This window comes from Aminobacter sp. MET-1 (genome assembly GCF_026521175.1).
GTDB lineage: Bacteria > Pseudomonadota > Alphaproteobacteria > Rhizobiales > Rhizobiaceae > Aminobacter.
In genome coordinates this window covers 1-271 of the sequence record NZ_JAMSHL010000104.1, presented here as the reverse complement: position 1 = coordinate 271, position 271 = coordinate 1, and the positions used below count along the sequence as shown (strand labels likewise).

1 protein-coding gene is annotated in these 271 nt (G+C 64.9%); it reads right to left on the bottom strand.

Going from position 1 to position 271, the window contains the following annotated elements; genetic code table 11:
- The coding region (locus NDO48_RS29205) for an efflux RND transporter permease subunit (RefSeq protein WP_267322914.1) at positions 1 to 271 on the bottom strand (271 nt) is incomplete at both ends.

Sequence of the window (271 nt, the reverse complement as noted above, 5' to 3'; positions counted from 1 at the left end):
CCTTCATGCTCATGCGCCCGGCACCGGTGTCCAGGCTGCCGGCGGCGACCAGGCGGTTGTTGCGGCTGACCAGGTTGAACAGCTCGTTGTAGTCGATGCCGTAGCTGTCGAGCACCTGCGGGTCGACGACGATTTCCAGCAGGTCTTCGCGGTCGCCGCCGATCTCCACCGACAGCACCTCGGCGATGCCTTCGATGTTCTCCTTCAGGCGCCGGGCGATGTAGACCAGTTCGTTTTCGGCGATGGGGCCGGACAGGCCGATCGACAGCAC